Annotated in this window: 12 protein-coding genes; 4 read left to right on the top strand and 8 right to left on the bottom strand. The window is 70.0% G+C overall.

Annotated features, from left to right (window positions below; translation table 11 throughout):
- The first annotated feature begins 74 nt into the window (after positions 1-74).
- The 4 genes from ASF44_RS15250 to ASF44_RS15235 are packed head-to-tail and all read left to right on the top strand — an operon-like array spanning position 75 to position 4069.
- Positions 75-998, top strand: coding sequence for a S1C family serine protease (locus ASF44_RS15250; RefSeq protein WP_056900075.1), 924 nt, complete (start codon positions 75-77; stop codon positions 996-998).
- Between the two features lie 18 nt (positions 999-1016).
- Entirely contained in the window at positions 1017-2024 is a 1008-nt protein-coding gene (locus ASF44_RS15245; RefSeq protein ID WP_056900074.1) for a MoxR family ATPase, read from the top strand.
- Complete coding sequence (locus tag ASF44_RS15240; RefSeq protein WP_056900073.1) at positions 2005-2991, top strand: DUF58 domain-containing protein; 987 nt, start codon at positions 2005-2007, stop codon at positions 2989-2991. Before ASF44_RS15245 ends, ASF44_RS15240 begins: the two co-directional genes overlap by 20 nt.
- Before the next feature lie 28 nt (positions 2992-3019).
- Entirely contained in the window at positions 3020-4069 is a 1050-nt protein-coding gene (locus ASF44_RS15235; protein WP_056900072.1) for a VWA domain-containing protein, read from the top strand.
- Here the strand turns inward: ASF44_RS15235 and ASF44_RS15230 are convergent.
- From ASF44_RS15230 to ugpB, 8 genes are all read right to left on the bottom strand, one after another.
- On the bottom strand, positions 4053-4757 hold the full coding sequence (locus ASF44_RS15230) for a TVP38/TMEM64 family protein (protein ID WP_056900071.1): 705 nt from the start codon (positions 4755-4757) through the stop codon (positions 4053-4055). The two genes, ASF44_RS15235 and ASF44_RS15230, sit on opposite strands and share 17 nt — an antisense overlap.
- A 150-nt stretch (positions 4758-4907) precedes the next feature.
- Positions 4908-8774 (bottom strand): non-ribosomal peptide synthetase, encoded by a 3867-nt coding sequence (locus tag ASF44_RS15225; RefSeq protein WP_056900070.1) that lies wholly within the window; start codon positions 8772-8774, stop codon positions 4908-4910.
- Entirely contained in the window at positions 8759-10531 is a 1773-nt protein-coding gene (locus tag ASF44_RS15220; protein WP_056900069.1) for a cyclic nucleotide-binding and patatin-like phospholipase domain-containing protein, read from the bottom strand. Before ASF44_RS15220 ends, ASF44_RS15225 begins: the two co-directional genes overlap by 16 nt.
- A 173-nt stretch (positions 10532-10704) precedes the next feature.
- Positions 10705-11448, bottom strand: a complete 744-nt coding sequence (ugpQ, locus tag ASF44_RS15215; protein ID WP_056900068.1) for a glycerophosphodiester phosphodiesterase — start codon at positions 11446-11448, stop codon at positions 10705-10707.
- On the bottom strand, positions 11445-12506 hold the full coding sequence (locus ASF44_RS15210) for a sn-glycerol-3-phosphate import ATP-binding protein UgpC (protein ID WP_056900067.1): 1062 nt from the start codon (positions 12504-12506) through the stop codon (positions 11445-11447). Before ASF44_RS15210 ends, ugpQ begins: the two co-directional genes overlap by 4 nt.
- Positions 12507-12516: 10 nt before the next feature.
- Positions 12517-13368: a sn-glycerol-3-phosphate ABC transporter permease UgpE gene (gene ugpE / locus ASF44_RS15205; protein ID WP_056900066.1), complete on the bottom strand. Its 852-nt coding sequence runs from the start codon at positions 13366-13368 to the stop codon at positions 12517-12519.
- Between the two features lie 86 nt (positions 13369-13454).
- The gene (gene ugpA / locus ASF44_RS15200; protein WP_056900065.1) at positions 13455-14336 is read right to left on the bottom strand and encodes a sn-glycerol-3-phosphate ABC transporter permease UgpA; all 882 of its coding nucleotides are present in this window, start codon (positions 14334-14336) and stop codon (positions 13455-13457) included.
- Between the two features lie 88 nt (positions 14337-14424).
- The gene (gene ugpB, locus ASF44_RS15195) at positions 14425-15732 is read right to left on the bottom strand and encodes a sn-glycerol-3-phosphate ABC transporter substrate-binding protein UgpB (protein ID WP_056900064.1); all 1308 of its coding nucleotides are present in this window, start codon (positions 15730-15732) and stop codon (positions 14425-14427) included.
- Positions 15733-15771 lie beyond the last annotated feature (39 nt).

Here is a 15771-nt window from a genome sequence, read left to right as displayed (position 1 = left end):
GGGGATGCGCCCAGGAATGAACCGTGGTACTGTATTTGCGTAGATCCGCAACGTCCCATCACAGGTGAACACCGATGCGTAGGCCGGCTCTTTACAGCAGTGCATCCCGTGCCCGACCCGAGCCGCCGGATGCCGACGCTGCCCCCTCTTCCCCCCAGCCCACTGACGCAGCGCCCGCGGCATCCGCGGCGCCGCCCCCTGCGCGCAGGCGCTGGTGGAGCGATCCGCGCCTGCTGTGGGCCACCATCGTGCTGCTGGCCGCGGCCGCGCTGGGCGCGGGCACGATCGCGCTGCGTCCCGGTGCCCGCGCGCTGACCCAGAAGGACATCGACGCCGCCGTGCTGCGCACGCTGGAGACCAATGTGCTGCCCTCGCCGGCCGCTAAGGCCTACGCGGCCATCATTCCCTCGGTCGTGCGCGTGATGGGCTTCGTCAAGAGCAAGGACGGCAAGGAGGAGGTGGAGCAAGGCGTGGGCACCGGCGTGGTCATCGTCGACAAGGGCATCATCCTGACCAACCTGCACGTGGTCTCCGGCGCGCAGACCATCAAGGTCACCTTCTCCGACGGCATGGAGAGCACCGCCAGCGTGACCGGCACCCAGCCCGAGAACGACCTGGCCGTGCTGCAGGCCCACAAGATCCCCGACGACATGATCGCCGCGACCATGCGCTCCACCGCCGACCTGACGCCCGGCGACCAGGTGGTGGCCGTCGGCTTTCCTTTCGGCATCGGCCCTTCCACCTCGGCCGGCGTGGTCTCCGGCCTGGGCCGCTCGTTCCGCTCGCCCGAGGGCAAGCACGTGCTGACCAACCTGATCCAGTTCGACGCCGCGGCCAATCCCGGGAACTCCGGCGGCCCGCTGGTGACCATGGACGGGCAGGTCGTCGGCATCGTCACCGCCATCCTGAACCCTTCGCAGCAGCGCACCTTCGTCGGCATCGGTTTCGCCGTGCCGATCGAGAACGCCGCTTCGGCCGTGGGCCTGCACCCCTTCTGACCATCCCGAGGATCCTTCATGAGCGACGCCAGCACCCAGAGCCTTGATACCGCCCAGCTGATGGAGCAGATCCTCTACGAGGTCAAGCGCGTCGTCGTCGGGCAGGACCGCTTCCTCGAGCGCGTGATGGTGGCGATGCTGGCGCAGGGCCACCTGCTCGTGGAGGGCGTGCCGGGGCTGGCCAAGACGCTGACGGTCAAGACGCTGGCCGAGACGATCCAGGGCCAGTTCAAGCGCATCCAGTTCACGCCCGACCTGGTGCCGGCCGACCTGGTCGGCACCCGCATCTACAACCAGAAGACCGGCGACTTCGCCACCGCGCTGGGCCCGGTGTTCACCAACCTGCTGCTGGCCGACGAGATCAACCGCGCGCCGGCCAAGGTGCAGAGCGCATTGCTGGAGGTCATGCAGGAGCGCCAGGTCACCATCGCCGGCGAGACGCACCGCGTGCCCAAGCCCTTCCTCGTCATGGCGACGCAGAACCCGATCGAGACCGAAGGCACCTACCCCCTGCCCGAGGCCCAGGTCGACCGCTTCATGATGAAGGTGCTGGTCGACTACCCGACCGACGAGGAAGAGTTCGTGATCGTCACGCGCGTGACCGGCCCGGCCGTGCAGGTCGCGCCCGTGGCCACGGTCGAGCAGCTGGCGGCGCTGCAGAAGGAATGCCGGCGCATCTATGTCGATCCCTCGCTGATCCAGTACGCCGTCAAGCTGGTCTCGGCCACGCGCAAGCCCGAGGCGCACGGGCTCAAGGAGCTGTCGCGCTTCATCACCTTCGGCGCCAGCCCGCGCGCCACCATCAACCTGACCGAAGGCGCGCGCGCCCTGGCCATGCTGCGCGGGCGCAGCTACGCGCTGCCCGAGGACATGAGCGACCTCGTGCCCGACGTGCTGCGCCACCGCGTGGCGCTGTCGTACGAGGCGCTGTCCGAGGGCATCACCGCCGACGCGCTGGTCGGCAAGATCATGGCCCGCGTTCCGGCGCCGCCCAAGCCCCTGGAACATGAAAAGCTCGCCGCCTGAAGCCAAGGTCGCGCCGGCCGCGCAGGCCGAGCACCTGCTGCGCCGGCTCGAGTGGACGGTGCTGCGCCGGCTCGACGGCCTGCTGCAGGGCGACTACCGCACGCTGATGCGCGGCACCGGCATGGATCTGGCGGACCTGCGCGAGTACCAGCACCACGACGACGTGCGCCACATCGACTGGAACGTCACGGCCCGGCTGCAGCAGCCCCATGTGCGCGTGTTCACCGAAGACCGCGAGATGGCCGCCTGGTTCCTGCTCGACCTGTCGCCCTCGGTCGACTTCGGTTCGGGCGAGCAGAAGAAGCGCGAGGTGTCGGCAGCCTTCGTGGCCGTGCTCGCGCGGCTGCTCACGCGCCACGGCAACCGGGTCGGGGCGATGCTGTACGGCGCCGGGCTCGACCAGGTGCTGCAGCCGCGCGCCAGCCGCCTGCATGTGCTGGACCTGTTGCACCGCATGTTGCCGGCGGGCTCGGACGGTGGCCAGCCGACCGAGCCCGGCCGCGTGACGCACCTGCACGAGCTGCTGCAGGCGGCCGGCGGGCTCATGCGCCGGCGTTCCACCGTGTTCGTGGTCTCGGACTTCATCAGCGCGCCGGGCTGGGAGAAGCCTCTGGCCCAGCTCGCCCAGCGCCATGAGGTGCTGGCCGTGCGCCTGCTCGACCCGCTGGAGCTGGAGCTGCCCGACCTGGGCCTGATCCCGATCCGCGACGCCGAGACCGGCGAGCAGTTGCTGGTCGACACCTCCGATGCCGGCTTTCGCAAGCGCTTCGCGCGCATCGCCGCGCAGCGCGAGGCCGAACTGCGCCAGGCGCTGGGCGAGGCCGGCGTGGACACGCTGGAACTGTCCACAGACGACGACCTGGCCGCCGCCATCCTGCGCTTTGCCGAACTGCGCCGCCGGCGCAGCCGCCTGTCCGGCGCCGGCGGCGGCCTTCCCACCCATCTGCGGCCCGTCCTGGCCGCGTGATCCCGTTCCAGCACCGAGGAGAACGCCCATGAACTTCCTCTGGCCCCAGTTCCTCTGGCTGCTGCTGCTGGCACCGCTGCTGGTGCTGCTGTACATCTGGCTGCTGCGCCGGCGCAAGAAGACAGCGCTGCGCTATGCCAGCCTGTCCATCGTGCGCGAGGCCATGGGCGTGCGCCAGGGCTTCAAGCGCCACCTGCCGCCCGTGCTGTTCCTGCTGGCCCTGTGCGCGCTGATCGTGGCAGCCTCGCGGCCCATGGCCGTGATCAGCCTGCCCTCGCAGCAGGAAACCATCATCCTGGCCATGGACGTGTCGGGCAGCATGCGCGCCACCGACGTGCAGCCGAACCGGCTGGTGGCGGCACAGAACGCGGCCAAGGCCTTCATCGCCGACCTGCCGCGCCATGTGCGCGTGGGCATCGTCGCCTTTGCCGGCACCGCACAGGTGGTGCAGCCGGCCACGCTGTCGCGCGAGGACCTGGTGGTGGCCATCGACAAGTTCCAGCTGCAGCGCGCCACGGCCATCGGCAGCGCCATCGTGGTGTCGCTGGCCGAACTGTTTCCCGACGCCGGCATCGACGTGGGCGCCATGACCTACGGCCGCGAGCGCCCGCGCGGCGTGCCCCTGGACAAGGACATCGCAGCCAAGGGCGAGGTCAAGGAGTTCACGCCGGTGGCGCCCGGCTCCTACGATTCGGCCGCCATCATCCTGCTCACCGACGGCCAGCGCACCACGGGCGTGGACACGCTGGAGGCCGCCAAGATGGCCGCCGACCGCGGTGTGCGCGTCTACACCGTGGGCATCGGCACGGTGGACGGCGAGACCATCGGCTTCGAGGGCTGGTCCATGCGCGTGCGGCTGGACGAGGAGACGCTCAAGGCCGTGGCCACGCGCACCCAGGCCGAATACTTCTACGCCGGCTCGGCCGAGAACCTGCGCAAGGTCTACCAGACGCTGAGCTCGCGCTTGACGGTGGAGAAGAAGGAAACCGAGATCTCGGCCCTGCTGGCGCTGGCCGGCGCCTTGCTGGCGCTGGTGTCGGCCGGCCTCTCGCTGGCCTGGTTCAACCGGGTTCTTTGACGCCGCGCTGCGCCTCCACGCGGCGCACCCAGCGCCTGGCGGCGACGCCTGCGCAGACGATGAACAGCAGCGTTCCCGCGATCAAGGCATAGGTCAGCGGACCCGGGTTGCGCAACGCGGCCACGATCTGGTCCACGAAGAACGCCATCACCAGCGTGCCCGGCGCCATGCCGATCAGGGTGCCCAGCAGCATGTGGCGCAGGCTGATGTGCGAGGCGCCGGCCACCATGTTGATGATGGCGAACGGCGCCACCGGCACCATGCGGATGGCGACCACGGCCAGCAGGCCATGGTCGGCCAGGCGCTGGCTGACCGCGTTCACGCGCGGGCCGCCCAGGCGCTGCACCGCCTCGCGGCCCAGCAGCGCACCCAGGCCGTGGCTGGCGGCGGCTCCGAGCAGCGCGCCGGCCATGCAGGTCAGGAAACCGGTCCAGGGCCCGAAAGCCACCAGCGTCACCAGCGTCAGGAAGGTCAGTGGCACGGCCAGCACCAGTGCCAGGCTCAGGCCGGCGACGGCGGCGACGGGGCCGAAGGCCTGCCCCAGCGCCTGCAGGCCGTGCACGATGCGGTCCACGTCGAGCCATTCGCGCATCGGCGACCAGGTCCATGCCGCGGCCAGCCCGAGCAGCACGGCCAGCGCCAGCACCAGGCCCCACAGCCGGCCGCGCAGTCCGGAAGCCGCGGTCACTGCGGCACCCTTCGGCCTGCGGCCTGTCCCGCCAAGCGGGAGCGAGCTTGCTTGGGGCGGCCCGGCGCCGCGCTCACTGGAGCACCCTTCGGCCTGCGGCCTGTCCCGCCGAGCGGGAGCGAGCTTGCTTGGGGCGGCCCGGCGCCGCGCTCATGCGCGCGGCTCCATGCGTGCGCGCAGCGCGGCGGCAAGTTCGGCCACATGCCGCTCGTCGAACATGGTGCCGTGCATGCCGGCGATCTCCACCTCCTGCAGGTGGTGGCCCATGAGCCGGCGCCAGGGCTTGAACAGCCAGCGGTCCCAGGTGCGCAGGCCGGAGGTGCGCACCAGCAGCGTCGGCCCGTCGTAGGCCACCGGTTTGTAGCCACGCAGCGCCATGACCTGGCTGACGAGGCCGGGGTCGTTGAACATGGCGTCGAGCCGGCGGCCGTTCATGGTCAGGTCCTGGATATGGAAGTGCCGCACCATCCAGCCTGCGGCGCGCCAGGCCCGGGTGCCCCCCAGCACCGAGCTCGGGTAGGTGGTGTCCAGCAGCACCAGGCCGCGCACCGGCCAGCCGCGTTCGCGCAGCAGCCGTGCGGTCTCCAGCGCCGCCATGCCGGCCACCGAGAAGCCGGCCACCCAGCCGCCGTCGAACCCCTCGGCCAGCGACTGCGCCTGGATGCGGTCCGCGTACATCGCGGCGAGTTCGGCGATGGTCTTGACCGGCTCGCCGGGCGGGGGCTGCAGCATGTACAAGCTGCAGGCCTCGCCCAGTGCCGGCCCCAGGTTCTGCAGCCGCAGCAGATCGCCGTGGCCGGACGCCGCCAGGTACAGCGGCACGCGGCCCGTGCCGCCCAGCGGCAGCAGCAGCCCCGGCGTGGCGCTGTGCTGCTGCAGCGCTGCCGACAGGCTTTCGACGGTCGGGTGCTCGGTGATCAGGTACAGCGGCACCTGCCGGCCCAGCAGCTTCTCCAGCCCGCTCATCATGTTGACAGCCGCGAGCGAATCGCCGCCCAGGTCGAAGAAGTTGTCCTGAACGCCCAGCGTGGGCACCTTGAGCACGTCCTTCCAGAGCGCCAGCAGCGCCCTCTCGGTGTCGTTCAGGGGCGCGCGCGAGGCGCCGCCGGGCTGTGCCACCGGGTCCGGCAGCTGCTTGTAGTCGATCTTGCCGGTGCTGCTGGACGGCAACTCGGGCATCAGGGTGATGCTGGCCGGCAGCATGTAGTCGGGCAGGCGCGCGCGCAGCAGCGCGTGCAGGCGCTCGGCGCTCTGGCCCGGCGCCTGCACCCAGGCATGGATGGCGGGCTTGTCGCGCAGTTCGCGCAGCGCGGCGGCGGCCTGCACCACGCCGTCGATGGCCAGCAGCGCGGATTCGATCTCGCCCAGCTCGATGCGGTAGCCGCGCAGCTTGACCTGGCGGTCCAGCCGGCCGACGAAGTGCAGATGGCCGTCGCTGCCCAGCCAGCCCCGGTCGCCGGTGCGGTACATGCGCTCGCCGGGATGGAAGGGGTCGGCCACGAACGCCAGCAGGTCCAGCTCCGGCCGGTGCAGGTAGCCGCGCGCCACGGCCGCGCCGCCGATGAAGATCTCGCCGGCCACGCCCAGCGGCAGCGGGCGCAGGCCGGCGTCCAGCACGTAGATGCGGGTGTCGTCGATGGGCCGGCCGATCGGCAGCGCCGCATGGCTGCGCTGGGCCTCGCACTCCCAGGCGGTGGCGAAGATGGTGGCCTCGGTCGGCCCGTAGACGTTGAACAGGCGCCCGCCGGTGACGCTGATGAAGCGGCTGGCCAGTTCGGGCGGCAGCACCTCGCCGCCGCAGCAGGCCACGCGCAGCTTCAGGCCGCTGCGGCCGGCCGCGGCGTCGAGGAAGCGCACCAGCGTGGACGGCACGAAGGCCATGAAGGTCACGCCGTGGCGCAGTGCGAATTCGGCCAGCATCTCGGGCAGCAGCCGCCCCGGCGGCGGCAGCGCCACGCTGGCGCCGTGGATCAGCGGCAGCAGCAGCTCGATCAGCGAGGGATCGAAGGTGGCCTGCGTGCCCTGGCCCGACCGGTCGCGCGCATCCACCGCCCAGGCGCGCGACAGCCACATGAGCCGGCGCGACAGCATGCCGTGCTCGATGGTGACGCCCTTGGGCCGCCCGGTGGAGCCGGAGGTGAACAGCACATAGGCCATGTCCGAGGCGGCTGGCCGGCGCGGCGGCAGGTCGGTGGCGTTGGCGTCGAACACCTCGTCGCCCAGCGGGTCCAGCACCAGGGTGTTGCCGTGCAGGCCGCCCAGGCGCTCGGCATGGCGCGGCTGGACCACCAGCAGCGCCGCCCCGCTCTCCTGCAGGATGGCGCCCAGGCGGGCCAGCGGTGCGTCCACGTCCAGCGGCAGGAAGGCGGCACCGGCCTTGGCGATGGCCAGCAGCGTGACCACCAGTTCCGGCGAACGCTCCAGCGCCATGGCGACGACGACATCGCGCCCGGCGCCCAGCTCCAGCAGCTTGCGGGCGAGCCGGTTGGCGTGCCGGTCCAGCGCCAGGTAGTCCATGGCGCCACCGTCCCACACCAGCGCCACCGCCTCGGGCCGCAGCGCGGCCTGGTACTCGAACAGGTTGACGAAGGGCAGCACCACCTGGTGCCAGGCCACGTCCTTGTGCTGGCCGGAGACCACGTGCCAGCGCTCCTCCGGCGGCAGCAGCTCGATGCTGTCGACGGTGCCGTCGGGCGGGGTGTCCATGATGGCCTCGACCAGGTGCCACAGCCGCCGGCCCAGCAGCTCGGTCTCGCCGGACGAGAAGCAGGCAGCGCTGGCTTCCAGTGCCAGTTCGACGTCCTGGGTCGGGTGGAACTCGCAGACCGTCACGCCCAGCGGAAACCGGGCCACGCCCGAGAACAGCTGGCGCGACTCGACCAGTTGGGCCGCGCCGAAGGACACGGCATAGTCCTGCCGCTCGAACGAGAGCAGCACGTCGAACAGCCCGTCGCGGTTGGCGCGGATCATCTGCAGCTCGCGCCCCAGTTCGCTGATCGGGTAGCGCGGGTGGCGCAGCGCCGCGCGCATGGAGGCGCCCACGCTGGCGATCAGCTCGCCCACCTGCATCTGCGGCGTGATCTGGATGCGGATCGGCACCACGCCGACGAACATGCCCAGCGTGTCGGTGTAGCGGCGCCCGCCGCGGTTCAGGCTGGGCACGCCGACGATCACGTCGCTGCGCTCGCAGATCCGCGCGAAGTACAGCACCAGCGCGGCCAGCACCAGGTTGAACACGGTCTGGCCCTGCTCTGTCGCGTGGCGCCGCAGGCGTTCGTAGTCGGCCCGCGGCACCCGGTGGAAGGCCAGGCTGGCCGGCGGCAGCGTGTCGGGCCGCGCCTGGCTGAAGCGCCTCTCGATCAGCGGCGTGGGCAGCTCCGGGATGCGCTCGCGCCAGTAGCGCTTGTCGCGCTCGAAACCCTCGGAGCCGCGGTAGGCATTGGATTCGGCGATGAAGGCGCTGTAGTGCGGCACGGACGAAGCCGGCGGGGGCTCGCCGGCCAGCAGCGCGTTGTGGATCTCGGCCCAGCGGCGCATGACCTGCGAAGTGCCCCAGCCGTCCATGACCAGGTGGTGGAACTGGATCGTCAGCCCATGCAGCTGGTCGGACGCGCGCAGCAGGGCAAAGCGCCAGGGCGAGCGGCCGTCCAGCACGAAGGGCTCGGTCATGCGCTGCTGCCACCAGCGGCGCATGGCCTCCTTCGGGTCCTCGGCGTCGCCCAGGTCCACCACCTCCAGCGCCGGCTCCTCGGTCGGCGGCAGCAGGTGCTGGCGGCCGTCGGGCAGCGGCGCCAGGCGCAGGGCCTCGTTCTCGGCGACCAGGCGCGCCAGGGCGCGGCGGAACACCGTCAGGTCGAGCAGGCCGACCAGGAAGGCGCCGCCGCCGATGTTCAGGTGGGCGCTGCCGGGCCAGGCCCGCTGGTCCAGCCAGACTTCGCGCTGGCTCAGCGAGAGCGCCAGCCCTTCGCGGCGTTCGGCTTCGGCCGACGGGTCGGCATCGATTACGGTCGTGTCCATTGCGCAATCCTCTCCACCGCATACCGGTAACCTGCCTCGACGATCTCCGGCGCGCGCTTGTGGTCCATCATGGAGTACTCGGCCACGGGCGGCTCCAGGTAGTGGTCGGCCTGCGCCACGGTCGCGGCGCGCTTGTGCAGGCCGCCGATGTGGCCGGCCCGGTACAGGATCTCCATGATGCCGGGCTGGGTGGCCTTGCGCGCCAGCATGCCCTTGAGCGCGCTGCGGCGCGACAGCCGCGCCAGGTCGTGCGCCACGGCCAGGTCTTCCTGCACGTCCACGTCGATGGCGATGATGGTGCCGTTGCCGCGCCGGCGTTCCAGCGGCGTGCCCAGGCGCATGCGCATGGCGTCGACGGGCACGTTCTCCAGGATGGCGCCGTCCACCAGCAGGTCGCCCTTGTGCAGCACCGGTGGGAACAGCCCGGCCGGCGAATTGCTGGCCAGCACCGCCTTCCACAGCGGACCGGTGTCCTGCACCGTGGTGTGGCCCTTGGACAGGTTGCAGGCGGCCGCGAAGAACGGCCGCCACAGGCTGTCGACGCTGCGCTCGCCGAACATCCTGCGCAGGTCGCGCTCGACCCGGAACCCGGACACCAGCGAGATCAGCGGCAGGGTCAGGCGCTCGCCACCGGCCGCGAAAGCCTGGGTGTTGCGCATGATGTCGTCCAGCGGCACGTCGCAGGCGTACTGCGCGCCAACCAGCGCGCCCATGCTGTTGCCGCCCACCATGTCGATCGGGATGCCGGCCTCGTGCAGCGCACGCAGGATGCCCAGGTGGGCGTAGCCACGCGCACCGCCGCCGCCCAGCACCACGCCGACGGCGGTTCCGGTCAGGAAGCGCGCGAGGCGGGCGAAGTCCTCGACATGCTCGGCGCGCAGCGGGTAGACGCGTTCGCAGGCCCGGCCCGCGAGCCAGCGCCGCACCGCGTGCGGCGCCTGCGCATCGGCAGCGTGCATGACGACCAGGTGCTTGCGCTTGAGCGCGTAGCCCGGCTCGCGCGCCAGTTGCTGCTCCAGGTCGCCGACCGCCAGCGGCCCGTCCGACCGGGCCACGTAGATCACCTGGTCGGCCTGGCGGAAGGCGCGCCGCGTCCAGTCCGTGGCCTGCGCCTCGGCTTCGTAGACCAGGTGGTCGAACTGCTCGTCGAGCGCATCGCTGCGGCCTTCGTCCCCGGTGCCCTGCTCCGGCGCCAGATGGCGCGCCCGCCCGCTCTTGGCGAAGGCTGCGGTCAGCGCGCGAGCCACCGCGCCGGCCGGCACATCCGGATGCAGCGGCACCACCACGAAGGATTGGGCGAAGCCCCGCTGCGCGACCTGCGCGCCATGGCGCAGGTGGTTGTAGATCGCCTGGGAGAAGACGCGGTTCACGGCCAGGGGCCGCAGCTGGAGCAGCGCCTCGAAGTCGCTGCTGTGCAGCACGGCCAGTGTGGAATCGCGCACCGCCGTCACGTCGGCCGTGCGCGGCTGCTGCAGGATCATGCCGGTCTCGCCGACACCTTCGCCCACGCTGATCTCGTTGTAGAGCAGCAGGCTGCCGTCGGGGTTGGTGCGCGAAACCCGCAGGCGGCCGCTCAGCAGGATCAGCATGCTGTCCGACGGCGCGCCCTCGCGCAGCACCTGGTGGCCGCCGGGAACATCCTGCCGCACCAGGAAGCGCGCCAGGTCGTGCAGCACCTCCTCGTCGAGCTGGCCGAAGATGCGGCTGCCCCGCAGCACCTGCAAGGCACGCGCCTGGAACCTCTCTGCTGCGACCATGCGAAGGAACCCCTTCCTGCGAAGCGCATGCGAACGGAACGGGTACCGATCGGTCGATGCGCCAGTACACACTCCTGCACCCGCGCACAACGATAACAAATTCATCCGCTCTTTGGCTTGAAAAGTGCGCGGTTTATCACGCACTTCTCCACCGTTACACGTACGTCAATGCTTTAGCACGCAGAAGAGAACAGATCGACGCGATCGGTGATGACGGTGTGATCGCCAAGTGCGCGCAAGCGCTGCGCCTCGGCCACGTCGTTGACGGTGTAGCTGGCCGCCCGCAGCCCCAGGCCCCGCGCCTGCTGCACCAGGTGGGCGGTCCACAGGCTGTGACGGCAGACCAGCACCTGGCAGCCCAGGCGCCCGGCCGCCTGGTCCCAGCCGGGCGACAGTTCGTCCAGCAGCAAGCCGCGCGGCAGTGCCGGCTGGGCGGCCTGGGCAGCCTCCAGCGCAGCCGGCTGAAACGAGGTCAGCAGCGGCGGCACGGGCTGGCCGGCCCACAGCACCGCCGCGGCATCGGCCACGGCCGCACCGGTGGCGGCTTCCGAGCCCGGCGTGGGCTTGATCTCGATGTTGAGCAGCAGGCCGCTGGCCTGGCAGAAGCGGGCCACGCCGGCCAGCGTGGCCAACGGCTCGCCGGCGTAGGCGCGCGAGTGCCAGCTGCCGGCATCCAGCCGCGAGAGTTCGTCCCAGGGTTTGTCGCCCGCCGTGCCCTGGCCGTTGGTCGTGCGCTCCAGCGTGGCGTCGTGCAGCAGGAAGGGCACGCCGTCGGCGCTGAGCTTCACATCGCACTCGAACATGCGGTAGCCGTGGGCGGCGCCCAGGCGGAAAGCCGCCAGGGTGTTCTCGGGTGCCAGCTTGCCGGCACCGCGGTGGGCCACCCAGGCGGGGTAAGGCCAGCGGCCGGCCGTCACAGCCGCTGCCGGGTTTCGGCGTCGAACCAGTGCAGTTGCGCGGCCGGCACGCCCACGGCCACGGTGTCGCCGATGCGCGGCGCCTCCAGCATGGCGTCCTGGCGCACGGTGAACAGGCTCTGGCCGACGCGGCCGTAGACCAGGCGCTCGGCGCCCAGCATCTCGACCGCCTCGACCACGAGGTGCCAGGCACCGTCGGTGCGCAACTCGGCATGTTCGGGACGCAGGCCCAGCACCAGCGCACCGTCGCGCGGCGCGGCCAGCGGCAGCGCCAGGCGCTGCTCGCCGACGACGAAACGCGTGCCCTCGGCCCGGCCTTCGATGAGGTTCATCGGGGGCGAGCCGATGAAGCTGGCCACGAAGGTGGTGGCCGGCCGGTGGTAGACCTCTTCGGGCGTGCCGAACTGCTCCATGCGGCCGGCGTTCATGACCATCATGCGCTGGGCCAATGTCATGGCCTCGACCTGGTCGTGCGTGACGAACAGCGAGGTGATGCCGAGCTCGTTGTGCAGCTTCTGGATCTCCAGCCGGGTCTGCGCGCGCAGCTTGGCGTCCAGGTTGGACAGCGGCTCGTCGAACAGGAAGACCTGGGGCTGGCGCACGATGGCGCGGCCCATGGCCACGCGCTGGCGCTGGCCGCCCGAGAGCTGGCGCGGCTTGCGGTCGAGCAGGTGCGTGAGCTCCAGGATCTTGGCGGCCTTGTCCACGCGCTGGCGGATCTCTTCCTTGGGCACCTTGGCGATCTTCAGGCCATAGGCCATGTTCTCGAAGTTCGTCATGTGCGGGTACAGCGCGTAGTTCTGGAACACCATGGCGATGTCGCGCTCGGCCGGTTCCACATCGTTCACCACGCGCGGGCCGATGGCGATCTCGCCCTCGCTGACCTCCTCCAGCCCGGCCACCATGCGCAGCAGTGTGGACTTGCCGCAGCCCGAGGGACCGACGATGACGACGAACTCGCCATCCTTGATCTCGGCATCGACGCCATGGATGACCTGCAGCGCCTTGGCGCCGTGGCCGTAGCGCTTGATGAGCTTGCGGATGGAAATGGAGGCCATGTGTGCTTGCTTACTTCTCGGTATCGACCAGGCCCTTGACGAACCACTTCTGCATCAGCACCACGACCAGGGCCGGCGGCAGCATCGCCAGGATGGCCGTGGCCATGATGATGTTCCAGTCGGTGGCGGAGTCGCCGCTGGCGATCATGCGCTTGATGCCGATGACGATGGGGTACATGTCCTCGGTGGTCGTGGCCAGGAGCGGCCACAGGTACTGGTTCCAGCCGTAGATGAACTGGATCACGAACAGTGCCGCGATGGAGGTCTGCGAGAGCGGCACCAGCACGTCCTTGAAGAAGCGCATGGGCCCCGCGCCATCGATGCGCGCCGCCTCCACGAGTTCGTCGGGCACGGTCAGGAAGAACTGGCGGAACAGGAAGGTGGCCGTGGCCGAGGCGATCAGCGGCACCGTGAGCCCGGCATAGGTGTTGAGCATGCCCAGGTCCGACAGCACCTTGTAGGTGGGCAGGATACGCACCTCCACCGGCAGCATCAGCGTGATGAAGATCATCCAGAAGACCAGCTTCTTGAACGGGAAGCGGAAGTAGACGATGGCAAACGCCGACAGCAGCGAGATCGAGATCTTGCCGAGGCTGATGACCAGCGCCGTGACGAGGCTGACCCACATCATGCGGCCCACCGGCGCGGCCGAGCCCTGGGTGGATCCGGTGCCGGTCAGCGCCGCGGTGTAGTTCTCCACCATGTGCGCGCCGGGCGTGATCGGCATCGGCACCTGCACGATCTCGTCGCGCGTGTGCGTGGAGGCGACGAACGCCAGGTAGATCGGGAAGGCGACGATGAGGATGCCCAGCACCAGGACCAGGTGCGAGAGCAGCGTCAGCAGGGGGCGGCGTTCGACCATGTCAGTGCCGCCCGGCCGCCCGAAGGCGCTGACGCGCCCCCTTGGGGGGCAGCGATACGCGAAGCGATGAGCGTGGGGGCCACATGCTAGTAGTTCACTTTCTTCTCGACATAGCGGAACTGGATCACCGTGAGGACCACGACGATGCCCATCAGCACCACCGACTGCGCAGCGGAGCCGCCCAGGTCCAGCGCCTTGAAGCCGTCGTGCCAGACCTTGTAGACCAGGATGGAGGTGTCGCGCCCGGGGCCGCCCTCGGTCGTGGCGTGCACGATCGCGAAGGTGTCGAAGAAGGCATAGACCACGTTGATGACCAGCAGGAAGAACGTGGTGGGCGACAGCAGCGGCAGCTGGATGCTCAGGAAGCGGCGCACCGGCCCTGCCCCGTCGATGGCGGCGGCCTCGATCAGCGCCTTGGGAATGGACTGCAGGCCCGCCAGGAAGAACAGGAAGTTGTAGGAGATCTGCTTCCAGACCGCGGCCACCACGATCAGCGTGAGCGCATGGCCGGAGTTGAGCAGGTGGTTCCAGTCATAGCCCAGCCCGCGCAGCCCATAGGCCACGATGCCGATGCTGGGCGAGAACATGAACACCCACAGCACGCCGGCGACGGCAGGCGCCACGGCGTAGGGAATGATCAGGAAGGTCTTGTAGACCAGGGAGCCGCGCAGGATGCGGTCGGCGAACACGGCCAGCACGAGCGATACCGCGATGCCCAGGCCCGCCACCAGCGCCGAGAACAGCGCCGTGACCTTGAAGGATTCGAGGTAGGCCTCGTCCTGGAACAGCGCGACGAAGTTGTCCAGGCCGACCCACACCGTGGAGGTGCCGAAGGCGTCCTCGGTCTGCAGCGACTGCACGATGGCCTGGCTGGCCGGCCAGAAGAAGAACACCAGCACGACCGCCATCTGCGGCGCGACCAGCAGCCAGGGCAGCCACGCCGAGCGGAACAGCACGCGTTTTTCCATTGTGGTGATCGTCCTGGATCCGGGTTGCCGCGGCGCCCCCTGCGCCGCGGCGGGCGAGTGTAGCCGCCCGCCAGTGCCTGCCGGCGTGTCAGCCCTTGTTGGCTTTCTGGAAGCGCTCGAGCTGCTCGTTGCCGCGCTTGACGGCGTTGTCCAGCGCCTGCTTGGCGCTTTGCTTGCCGCTCCAGATCTGCTCGGCTTCCTCGTCGACGATGGTGCGGATCTGCAGGAAGTTGCCCAGGCGGATGCCGCGCGACTTGTCGGTGGTCTTGCGGATCATCTGCGTCACGGCCACGTCGGTACCGGGGTTCTGCTTGTAGAAGCCCGACTTCTCGGTCAGCTCGTAGGCGGCCATGGTGACCGGCAGGTAGCCCGTGCGCTTGTGGCTGGCGGACTGCACTTCGGCATTGGACAGGAAGCTGAAGAACGCGGCCACGCCCTTGTATTCGGCCGGCTTCTTGCCGCCGATGGCCCACAGGCTGGCGCCGCCGATCACGGTGTTCTGCGGTGCGCCGGCCACGTCCGGGTAGTACGGCAGCGCGCCGATGCCGTAGGCGAACTTGGCGTCCTTGGCCACGCGCGCATACAGGCCGGAGGAGCCGGTCATCATCGCGCACTCGCCCGAGGGGAACGAGGCGTCGGGGGTGTTGTTGCGGCCCTTGTAGACGAACAGGCCCTGCTGCGACATGTTGGCCAGGTTCTCGAAGTGGCGCACATGCAGCGGCGAGTTGAAGGCCAGGCGCGTGGCCGTGCCGCCGAAGCCGTTGTTGAGCGTGGCGTAGAGCGTGTTGTGCCAGGCCGAGAAGCTCTCCAGCTGCGTCCAGCTGACCCAGCTGGTGGTGAACGGGCACTTGTGGCCGCTGGCCTTGAGCTTGGCCGCGGCGGCCACCACCTCGGGCCAGGTCGTCGGCGCCTTGTTCGGGTCCAGGCCGGCGGCCTTGAAGGCGTCCTTGTTGTAATAGAAGATGGTCGTGGAGCTGTTCAGCGGGAAGCTCAGCATCTGGCCGTTGGGCGCCGTGTAGTAGCCGGCGACGGCGGAGATGTAGGCGTTCTGGTCGAACTTGACGCCCGCCTCCTTCATGATCTCGCCGACCGGCTTGATCACGCCCTTGGACGCCATCATGGTCGCGGTGCCGACCTCGAACACTTGCAGGATGTGCGGCGCGTTGCCGGCGCGGAAGGCGGCGACGCCGGCCGTCAGTGTCTCGTCGTACTGGCCCTTGTAGGTCGGCACGACCTTGTATTCGGTCTGGCTGGCGTTGAACTGCTTGGCCAGGTCGTTGACCCACTCGCCCAGGGGGCCGCTCATGGCATGCCACCACTGGATCTCGGTCTGCGCGTGGGCCGGCAGCGTGAACGCGGCGGCGGCCAGTGCCGCCAGGGCAAAGGTCTTCTTCATGAAAGCTCCGGTAAACAGGAAAGGCGGCAGGCTAGCTGC

Source organism: Pseudorhodoferax sp. Leaf274, from assembly GCF_001422445.1.
Classification (GTDB): Bacteria; Pseudomonadota; Gammaproteobacteria; order Burkholderiales; family Burkholderiaceae_C; genus Pseudorhodoferax.
This window is presented reverse-complemented; position numbering and strand designations above follow the sequence as displayed.

Coding starts and splice junctions, on each gene's coding strand:
- ASF44_RS15235 (WP_056900072.1), top strand. CDS start 3,020: ATGAACTTCCTCTGGCCCCAGTTCCTCTGGCTGCTGCTGCTGGCACCG.
- ASF44_RS15225 (WP_056900070.1), bottom strand. CDS start 8,774: ATGGACACGACCGTAATCGATGCCGACCCGTCGGCCGAAGCCGAACGC.
- ugpA (WP_056900065.1), bottom strand. CDS start 14,336: ATGGAAAAACGCGTGCTGTTCCGCTCGGCGTGGCTGCCCTGGCTGCTG.
- ugpB (WP_056900064.1), bottom strand. CDS start 15,732: ATGAAGAAGACCTTTGCCCTGGCGGCACTGGCCGCCGCCGCGTTCACG.
- ASF44_RS15240 (WP_056900073.1), top strand. CDS start 2,005: ATGAAAAGCTCGCCGCCTGAAGCCAAGGTCGCGCCGGCCGCGCAGGCC.
- ASF44_RS15220 (WP_056900069.1), bottom strand. CDS start 10,531: ATGGTCGCAGCAGAGAGGTTCCAGGCGCGTGCCTTGCAGGTGCTGCGG.
- ugpE (WP_056900066.1), bottom strand. CDS start 13,368: ATGGTCGAACGCCGCCCCCTGCTGACGCTGCTCTCGCACCTGGTCCTG.
- ASF44_RS15250 (WP_056900075.1), top strand. CDS start 75: ATGCGTAGGCCGGCTCTTTACAGCAGTGCATCCCGTGCCCGACCCGAG.
- ASF44_RS15210 (WP_056900067.1), bottom strand. CDS start 12,506: ATGGCCTCCATTTCCATCCGCAAGCTCATCAAGCGCTACGGCCACGGC.
- ASF44_RS15245 (WP_056900074.1), top strand. CDS start 1,017: ATGAGCGACGCCAGCACCCAGAGCCTTGATACCGCCCAGCTGATGGAG.